Raw genomic sequence first — 8,798 nt, 5'->3', positions numbered from 1 at the left:
CTTTTAACCTTTGCAATTCATTATCCACGACTGAAAGCCAATCGCATTTCGGGCGGGTTCGCCGTTCCGAGCTTCTCAGGGGTGACAAGCATGTTCAAGACAGCAAGAAAGGCCCTGCTCGCCTTCCTGTTCGCAGGGTTGGCAGGGCCGTTGTTCGCGGCCGATCTGCCGGAGCCGATGGTTGAAGAGGCTCCGCCTCAGGCCATCTACGAGCAGCCGGTCGAGGTCGGCGGCTGGTATATCCGCGGCGATATCGATTATCACAAGTCGACCGTGCGCGGCATCGACTATATGACCTACACCGTCGATCCCTGTAACTGTACGGTCACGCCCGGCACCAGAAGTTTCGATTTCGGCAAGCTCAAGGGCGGTTTCTCGCTCGGTGCCGGCGTTGGTTACAAGATCAACGACCACTTCCGGACCGACCTGACGGCCGACTATTGGTTCAAGTCGAACTTCAACGGCGGCACCTCGGACATCAACGGTACTTCGACCGAAGTTTCGAAGATGAGCGCCCTGCTGCTGCTTGCCAACGCCTATGTCGATCTCGGCACCTACCATGGCATCACGCCTTACGTTGGCGCCGGCATCGGCGGCGCCCGCGTCAAGTGGGATGATGTCTACGACCCGAACACCACCGAGTTCAATCCCGGCAGATCAAGCTGGCGTTTCGCCTACGGTCTGATGGCCGGCGCTTCGTACTGCCTGACCGACAAGATCATTCTCGATGCCGGCTACCGCTTCTCCCATATTCAGGGCGGCCGCATGTTCGACTGGAACATCACCAGCTCCGGTCCCGGCTTCGATCGTGGCATCAACACGCACGAAGTGCGCGGTGGCCTGCGCTACCAGTTCGGTGGCAGCAACGGTTGCGCCGCGCCGGTCGTTGCCTACCAGCCCGAACCCGAGCCGATCTACACCAAGTAACAGCATCTACATTACTTGCATTCTTCACAAACCGCCCGGCCTCAGCCGGGCGGTTTTTCGTTGGGCCGCCTGGAATCGACAGGGGAAATGAATTCGCTAACGCTCTGTTAGCCTTAACCGGCACTTAACCACTATGGTTAACAATGCTCCTTGAAACGATGGCTGCCGCTGCGAATTGCGGGCTGCGCCAAATTCGGGAGTCGGGGACCATGAAACTTACATCGCGTATGGCGCTGGCGCTCGGTGCACTGGCCTTCCTGCCGCTGACGCCGGTGCACGCGGCCGACTACGATCCGCCGATCTATGTCGACCAGGCGCCCGACTACGTCCCGGTCGAGGTCGGTTCCGGCTGGTATCTGCGCGGCGACGTCTCCTATCTGGCGCAGAAGAGCTTCGACAATCATGATTTCGCCACCGAAACCGCTGCCTTCAGCGACAAGGAAGATCCGATCTTTGCCAGCATCGGCTTCGGCTACCATTTCAACGACTATCTGCGCGCCGACCTCAATCTCGGCTATCTGCCCGGCAACGAGATCGGCGTCGGCTATGACGATTCAGCGACTGCCGCAGAGCCGACCGTAGCGTCGGCATCCCTTAAGAACTACGCCTTGTCGGGCATACTCAACGGCTATGTCGATCTTGGCACCTATGTCGGCATCACACCCTATCTCGGCGCCGGTATCGGCATCGTCCGCAGCAAGCGCACCCTGTCGGCAAGCTATTTCACCGACAATGGCGACGACACGGACGATTTTGCTGTAAGTGACAGCAAGACCCAGTACTCGCTGGCCTACACGCTGAATGCGGGCCTCGCCTATCAGGTATCGAAGAACGTTTCCGTCGACCTGGGCTATCAGTATTTCTCCGCCCCGGACGCCGAATATGTAGCCGCCGAGAGCCTAGATTCCTATCCGATCCGCAAGGGGATCAGCAATCATCAGGTCAAGCTTGGGCTGCGCTACGATCTCTGGTAGGCGCAGCGAGCATGTGGATCAGAACGGCGGATCTTTCGGGGTTCGCCGTTTGCGTTTGAAGTCACGACATCCTGATCGGGGATCGCCGGTATCCCGACAGCGACAAAAACTTTCCTCTTGACGCCTGAAGTCTGAACGCATATCGCCGTCCGTGGGCCACCCCTCCCCAACGAGGGGCCACTATCTGGAAGGATAGACCACGATGACGACGCATACGAAGCCCGGACTCCGTCCGGCAAACCCCAATTTTTCCTCAGGTCCCTGTGCAAAACGTCCCGGCTGGTCGGTCGAGGCGCTGAACAATGCCGCGCTCGGCCGTTCCCACCGCGCCAAGATCGGCAAGACCAAGCTCGAACAGGCGATCGAGCTGACGCGGGAAATTCTCCAGGTCCCGGCGGGTTACCGCATCGGCATCGTGCCGGCATCGGACACCGGCGCCGTCGAGATGGCGCTGTGGTCGCTGCTCGGCGAGCGCGGCGTCGACATGGTCGCCTGGGAGAGCTTTGGCTCCGGCTGGGTCACCGACGTGGTCAAGCAGTTGAAGCTCGCCGACGTGCGCAAGATCGAAGCCGGCTACGGCGAACTGCCTGATCTCACCAAGATCGATTTCGACCGCGATGTGGTCTTCACCTGGAACGGGACCACGTCGGGCGTGCGCGTGCCGAACGGCGATTTCATTCCCGCGGACCGCAAGGGCCTGACCGTCTGCGATGCGACTTCCGCCGCATTCGCGCAGAGGCTCGACTTCGAAAAACTCGATGTCGTCACCTTCTCCTGGCAGAAGGTGCTGGGCGGCGAGGGCGCTCACGGCATGCTGATCCTGTCGCCTCGCGCCGTCGAGCGGCTGGAGACCTACAAGCCTTCATGGCCGCTGCCGAAAATCTTCCGCCTGACCTCGGGCGGCAAGCTGATCGAAGGCATCTTCAAGGGCGAGACCATCAACACCCCCTCGATGCTGTGCGTCGAGGATTACCTCGATGCGCTCAACTGGGCGAAGTCGACCGGCGGTCTCGACGCGCTGATCGCCAGGGCGGATGCCAATACGGCCGTCCTCGATCGCTTTGTCGGCAAATCCTCCTGGCTCGGTCATCTCGCCGTCCAGCCGGCGACACGGTCGAACACGTCCGTCTGCCTGTCCTTCACCGACCCGGACGTGTCCGCGCTCGACGCCGAGGGGCAGGCGGCTTTCGCCAAGGGGCTGGTGTCGGTGCTCGACAAGGAAGGCGTCGCCTACGATATCGGTGCCTATCGCGACGCACCGCCCGGCCTGCGCATCTGGTGCGGCGCGACGGTCGAGACGTCGGATCTCGAGGCGCTGCTGCCCTGGCTCGACTGGGCCTTCGCCGCGCAGAAGGCGTCGCTCAAAGCGGCGGCCTGAGATCATTCGCGGCGGCCTTCGGGCCGCCCATTCCCATTAGGATCAAATCCATTTCAAGGAGGCCGCCATGGCGCCCCGCGTTCTCGTCTCAGACAAACTCTCCCCCACCGCCGTGCAGATATTCAAGGATCGTGGCGTCGAGGTCGACTATCTGCCCGATCTCGGCAAGGACAAGGAAAAGCTCGCCGAAGTGATCGGCCAGTATGATGGCCTCGCCATCCGCTCGGCGACCAAGGTCACCGAAAAACTGATCAACGCCGCTACCAATCTCAAAGTCATCGGCCGTGCCGGCATCGGCGTCGACAATGTCGATATCCCGGCGGCAAGCCGCAAGGGCATCATCGTGATGAACACGCCGTTCGGCAATTCGATCACGACAGCCGAACATGCGGTGGCGATGATCTTCGCGCTTGCCCGCCAGATACCGGAAGCCAACGCTTCGACCCATGCCGGCAAATGGGAAAAGAACCGATTCATGGGCGTCGAGATCACTGGCAAGACGCTGGGCGTCATCGGCTGCGGCAACATCGGTTCGATCGTCGCGACGCGCGGCGTTGGCCTCAAGATGCACGTCATCGCGTTCGACCCGTTCCTGTCGGACAGCCGTGCCGAGGAGCTTGGCGTCGACAAGGTCGAGCTCGACGAACTGTTCGCCCGCGCCGATTTCATCACCCTGCACACGCCGCTGACCGACAAGACGCGCAACATCATCGATGCCGCGGCGATCGCCAAGATGAAGAAGGGCGTGCGCATCATTAACTGCGCTCGTGGCGGGCTGGTCGTCGAGGCCGACCTGATCGCGGCGCTGAAGAGCGGCAAGGTGGCAGGCGCCGGCGTCGACGTCTTCGAGGTCGAACCGGCCGAAAACAACGAACTGTTCGGCATGGAGAATGTGGTGGCGACGCCGCATCTCGGCGCCTCGACGACTGAGGCCCAGGAGAATGTCGCGCTGCAGGTTGCCGAGCAGATGGCCGACTATCTGATCAAGGGCGCCGTCTCCAACGCCATCAACATGCCGTCGATCACCGCCGAGGAAGCACCGCGGCTGAAGCCCTTCGTCAAGCTCGCCGAAGTGCTCGGCGCCTTCGTTGGCCAGGTCACCGAGGATCCGATCAAGGAGGTCGAGATCCTGTTCGACGGCTCGACCGCGACGATGAATACGCGCGCGCTGATCAGCGCCGCACTCGCCGGGCTGATCCGGCCTCAGGTCTCCGACGTCAACATGGTGTCGGCGCCGATCATGGTGAAGGAGCGCGGCATCATCGTCGCCGAGGTCAAGCGCGACAAATCGGGCGTGTTCGACGGCTACATCAAGCTTACGGTGAAGACCGAGCACATGACGCGCTCGATCGCCGGCACATGCTTCTCGGATGGCAAGCCACGCTTTATCCAGATCAAGGGCATCAACCTCGATGCCGAGGTCGGCCAGCACATGCTCTACACCACCAATGCGGACGCGCCGGGCATCATCGGCCTGCTCGGCACCGTCTGCGGCGAGAACGGCGTCAACATCGCCAACTTCCAGCTCGGCCGCAACCGCCCGGGCGGCGATGCCATAGCGCTGCTCTATCTCGACGCCCCGTTCCCGGAGGCCGTGCTGGAAAAGGTCAAGGCGCATAAGTCGATCGACTCGGCCAAGCGGCTGCAGTTCGACATCAACGCGATGTGATCGAGGACAGGCGGTCGCCGACCCCCTCGTTGAGGCCGGCCGCCGCGGCGGCCGGTTCAGGTCAACTCGTCGGATCCATCGGAGACAGCCACGCGATGTCGGTAGACCAGTTCCCAACCCTTCCAGCCCGTAAACAGCAGGATGAGAACCACGATCATCGATAGGACGATGCCGGTTGGCATCACGGCCGCCGCTCCGCCGGCATACCGCGAGTACCAGTTGTAAAGCTCGATCAACACGACGAGTACATTGCCGCCGGCATGGAGCCATGCCGTTGTGAGATTGCGGATCTGAACATCGCCGAGAACATCCGTCAGGCCAGCAAGCGCAGCCAGGGCTGCCATGATCAGGCCTGCGCCGAGAAGCCAAAGCGACCCGGTGACCCATCCGGGATCGGCTGTTCGCCAGAAGATAAGATCGCAAACGAAGGTGCCGACAAAAAAGGCAATCGGAAACGGAATCAGCATGGGATGGATAGGGTGACCGGCAATGCTTGCCGTGCTGCGAGGGTTGGGGCTCATCATGTCGCCTCCCTGCCGTTCAAACTCCGCTGGAGGTGAAATGTTCCAAGTGAGGACGCGGCAGGGTTTATGCCGCTGTTTCCGGGCCATTGGCTAGATCCATGCTGTTCGCGTGAATCGCTGCAACGGGGAGAGCGTCAGCCGCCACATGTCATCTGCGGTGGTCCGCCACCGCCATCTTGCGCCCGCTGTATTCGGCAAGCCCGATGCCGCCCAGCACGAGCACCAAAGCCAGTGCCTGATAGAGGTGGAACGTCTCGCCGACGATCAGCACCGACAGCAGCGTGCCGAAGATCGGCACCAGATTGATGAACAGGCCGGCGCGGTTGGCGCCGATCAGTTCGTTGCCTCTGATGTAGAAGATCTGCGAAACGACGGAGGCGCCGATCGCCGTATAGACGATGACGGTCCAGCCGCGCGCATCGGGCATGATGACCTTGCCGGCGACGACCTCCCACAGGAAGAACGGCAGCGAAGTGACGAGTGCCGCAACCGACAGGGCCAGCATCAGGCTCTGCCAGTGCATGACCGGCTTCAGCCGCAGCCCGACCGAATAGCCGCTGTAGAGAAACACGGCGACCAGCATGATGGCATCGCCGAAATTGAGTTCCAGCGTCAACAGCCGGCGCGGGTCGCCATGGCAGGCGGTGAGGATCACGCCGGCGATGGTCAGCACGACGCCGACAATCTGCGCCCAGTTCACACGCAGGCGGAAGAAGACGAAATTGGCAGTCATGATCAGGATCGGCATCGCCGCCTGTTCGATCGAGACATTGATTGCTGTCGTGTAGTTGAGCGCCGTGTAGAAGATGGTGTTGAACAGGGTGAAGCCGCTGGCGCCGAGGGCGACCAGCACGAACCAGTGCTTGCGGACGACCGGCCAGTCCTTCTGGATGGTCTTCCAGCCGATGGGCAGCATGATCGCCACGGCCAGCACCCAGCGCAGGAAGACCAGCGTCATCGGCGAAACGTGATCGACCGCCAGCTTGCCGGCCACCGAATTTCCGCCCCAGAGCAAGGTGGTGAGCAGCAGGAATATGTAGGCGCTTCGATGCATGCGGGATTCCAGTCGCCGGAGCTGCGGTGTTTGCCGGCCTATTGCCCTCGCTCGCCCAAGTAAATGATGTCAAAGCCGAAAATTGTTGTGCCTCAGGGCATTTTCGACGGCAAAGAAAGGTCGCGCTCGCGAGGTCTTGACGTTATAGAGGCCTGTCGTTTCGAACCATATTCAAGCCGCTTGGCGGCGTCTCAAGGGAAAAGAAACATGGCCAATGTGGTGGTCGTCGGCTCGCAGTGGGGTGACGAAGGCAAGGGCAAGATCGTCGACTGGCTGTCGGAGCGGGCCGATGTCGTGGTGCGTTTCCAGGGCGGCCACAATGCCGGCCATACGCTGGTCGTCGACGGCAAGGTTTACAAGCTGTCGTTGCTTCCGTCGGGCGTCGTGCGCCAGGGCAAGCTGTCCATCATCGGCAATGGCGTCGTGTTCGACCCGCATGCTTTCGTCGCCGAGGTGGCCAAGCTCAAGGCGCAAGGTGTCGAAGTCGCACCGGATCGCCTGAAAATAGCCGAAAACACAGCGCTTATCCTGTCCCTGCATCGGGAGCTGGACGGATTCCGTGAGGACGCCGCATCCAATTCCGGGACGAAGATTGGCACGACCCGTCGTGGCATCGGCCCCGCCTATGAGGACAAGGTGGGCCGGCGCGCGGTCAGGGTGATGGACTTGGCGGATTTGGAAACACTGCCCGTGAAGGTCGACAGGCTGCTGACGCACCACAATGCGCTGCGTCGGGGGCTTGGCCATGCGGAAGTCACGCATGACGCGATCATGCAGGAATTGACCTCGGTCGCCGACGACATCCTGCCCTATATGGACCGGGTCTGGAAGATCCTCGACGACAAGCGCCGGGCTGGCGAGCGTATCCTGTTCGAGGGCGCGCAGGGCACGCTGCTTGACATAGACCACGGCACCTATCCGTTCGTGACCTCGTCGAACACGGTTGCCGGACAGGCTGCCGCCGGCTCCGGCGTCGGCCCAGGCGCCATCGGCTATGTGCTCGGCATCACCAAAGCCTATACGACACGCGTCGGCGAGGGTCCGTTCCCGACCGAGCAGAAGAACGAAGTCGGCGAATTCCTCGGCACGCGCGGCCATGAATTCGGCGTCGTCACCGGCCGCAAGCGCCGCTGCGGCTGGTTCGACGCGGTGCTGGTACGCCAGGCCGTCGCTGTCAACGGCATCAAGGGAATCGCGCTGACCAAGCTCGACGTGCTTGACGGGCTGGACGAGATCAAGGTCTGCACAGGTTACCGTCTCGACGGCGAAATGATCGATTATCTGCCGGCCAGCCAGGGCGCGCAGGCACGTGTCGAACCGGTCTACGAGACGCTCGAGGGCTGGAAAGGCACCACTGCCGGCGCGCGCAGCTGGAACGATCTGCCGGCCCAGGCCGTCAAATACGTCCGCTACATCGAAGAGCTGATCGGCGCCCCGGTCGCACTCCTTTCCACCAGCCCGGAACGGGACGACACGATACTTGTGACCGATCCGTTTCAAGACTAGTTTCTGAAGCCTTTCCGGGCATCGCGGCCGATTTGCGGGGGCCGGCGCGGAAACAAAATACAGGTCGACTGAAGCATGGCAGATTACGTTGCTATTCTGAAAAAGGCGCTCGGCAAGCATGGCGACGAGACGCCGGAAAAGCGTACGCGCATCTATGCCAGCGTTCGCACCATGCTGGCGAAGAAGCTTGAGGAATATTCGCCGCCGCCGGCCGCCGAAGCCATAGCCACGCAGATGCGTTCGCTGGAAGACGCGATCGCGAGTGTCGAGCGGGACTATGCCAAGAGCCTGCCGGAGACCGATCCGCTGGCGGAGCTGGAACACATCTTTTCGTCGATCGATCGCAACAAGAATCAGCCGAGCCATACACGGCAGCCGGCCAAGGCTGAATCGGCCTGGCCCGCACCGCCCGCTGCAAAGCCTGAATCTTATCAGCCCGCGCCACCACCTGCCGCCAAGGTCGAGCCGAGCTGGCAAAGGGCGACGCCGGCGCCTTCCCAGCCGGCTCGCGCCGACACGCCTCTTCCAGGTATGGATGCCGACGAGGCGGAGGACGAGGCAGATGTCTTTTCCAGCGACGAAGAGCCGGTGTCGGACACCTTCCAGCGCCTGCGTCCCGCCGAGCGCAAGCGCAGCTATGGTGGGCTGATCGCGGCCGTCGTCGCTCTTCTGGTCGTAGCCGGCGGCGGCTACGGAATCTGGCTGAACAAGGATGCCTTCGGCAAAATGCTTGGGCTTGGCGGCAATCAGGTCGCCAAGACCGAGC

Annotated in this window: 7 protein-coding genes and 1 pseudogene; 6 read left to right on the top strand and 2 right to left on the bottom strand. The window is 62.0% G+C overall.

Annotated features, from left to right (window positions below):
- The first annotated feature begins 90 nt into the window (after positions 1-90).
- From EOC06_RS01000 to serA, 4 genes are all read left to right on the top strand, one after another.
- Entirely contained in the window at positions 91-927 is an 837-nt protein-coding gene (locus EOC06_RS01000; RefSeq protein ID WP_127267138.1) for an outer membrane protein, read from the top strand.
- Between the two features lie 209 nt (positions 928-1,136).
- Positions 1,137-1,901, top strand: coding sequence for an outer membrane protein (locus EOC06_RS00995; RefSeq protein WP_127267137.1), 765 nt, complete (start codon positions 1,137-1,139; stop codon positions 1,899-1,901).
- Between the two features lie 202 nt (positions 1,902-2,103).
- Positions 2,104-3,279 (top strand): phosphoserine transaminase, encoded by a 1,176-nt coding sequence (locus EOC06_RS00990; RefSeq protein ID WP_127267136.1) that lies wholly within the window; start codon positions 2,104-2,106, stop codon positions 3,277-3,279.
- A gap of 67 nt (positions 3,280-3,346) precedes the next feature.
- Positions 3,347-4,948, top strand: a complete 1,602-nt coding sequence (gene serA / locus EOC06_RS00985; protein WP_127267135.1) for a phosphoglycerate dehydrogenase — start codon at positions 3,347-3,349, stop codon at positions 4,946-4,948.
- Positions 4,949-5,004: 56 nt separating this feature from the next.
- Here serA and EOC06_RS00980 read toward each other — a convergent pair whose 3' ends face one another.
- Positions 5,005-5,469, bottom strand: a complete 465-nt coding sequence (locus tag EOC06_RS00980; protein WP_127327665.1) for a DUF2231 domain-containing protein — start codon at positions 5,467-5,469, stop codon at positions 5,005-5,007.
- Between the two features lie 151 nt (positions 5,470-5,620).
- Positions 5,621-6,526, bottom strand: coding sequence for a DMT family transporter (locus tag EOC06_RS00975; RefSeq protein WP_127267134.1), 906 nt, complete (start codon positions 6,524-6,526; stop codon positions 5,621-5,623).
- A gap of 207 nt (positions 6,527-6,733) precedes the next feature.
- Between EOC06_RS00975 and EOC06_RS00970 the strand changes: the two genes are divergently transcribed.
- Positions 6,734-8,032, top strand: coding sequence for an adenylosuccinate synthase (locus tag EOC06_RS00970; RefSeq protein WP_127267133.1), 1,299 nt, complete (start codon positions 6,734-6,736; stop codon positions 8,030-8,032).
- Between the two features lie 75 nt (positions 8,033-8,107).
- Positions 8,108-8,798 (top strand): annotated as a pseudogene (locus EOC06_RS00965) (hypothetical protein); the annotation flags it as partial.

This window comes from Mesorhizobium sp. M7A.F.Ca.MR.362.00.0.0 (assembly GCF_004023175.1).
Taxonomy (GTDB): Bacteria; Pseudomonadota; Alphaproteobacteria; order Rhizobiales; family Rhizobiaceae; genus Mesorhizobium.
Note: the sequence above shows the minus strand (reverse complement) of the source record. Positions and strands in the feature narration are given on the sequence as shown.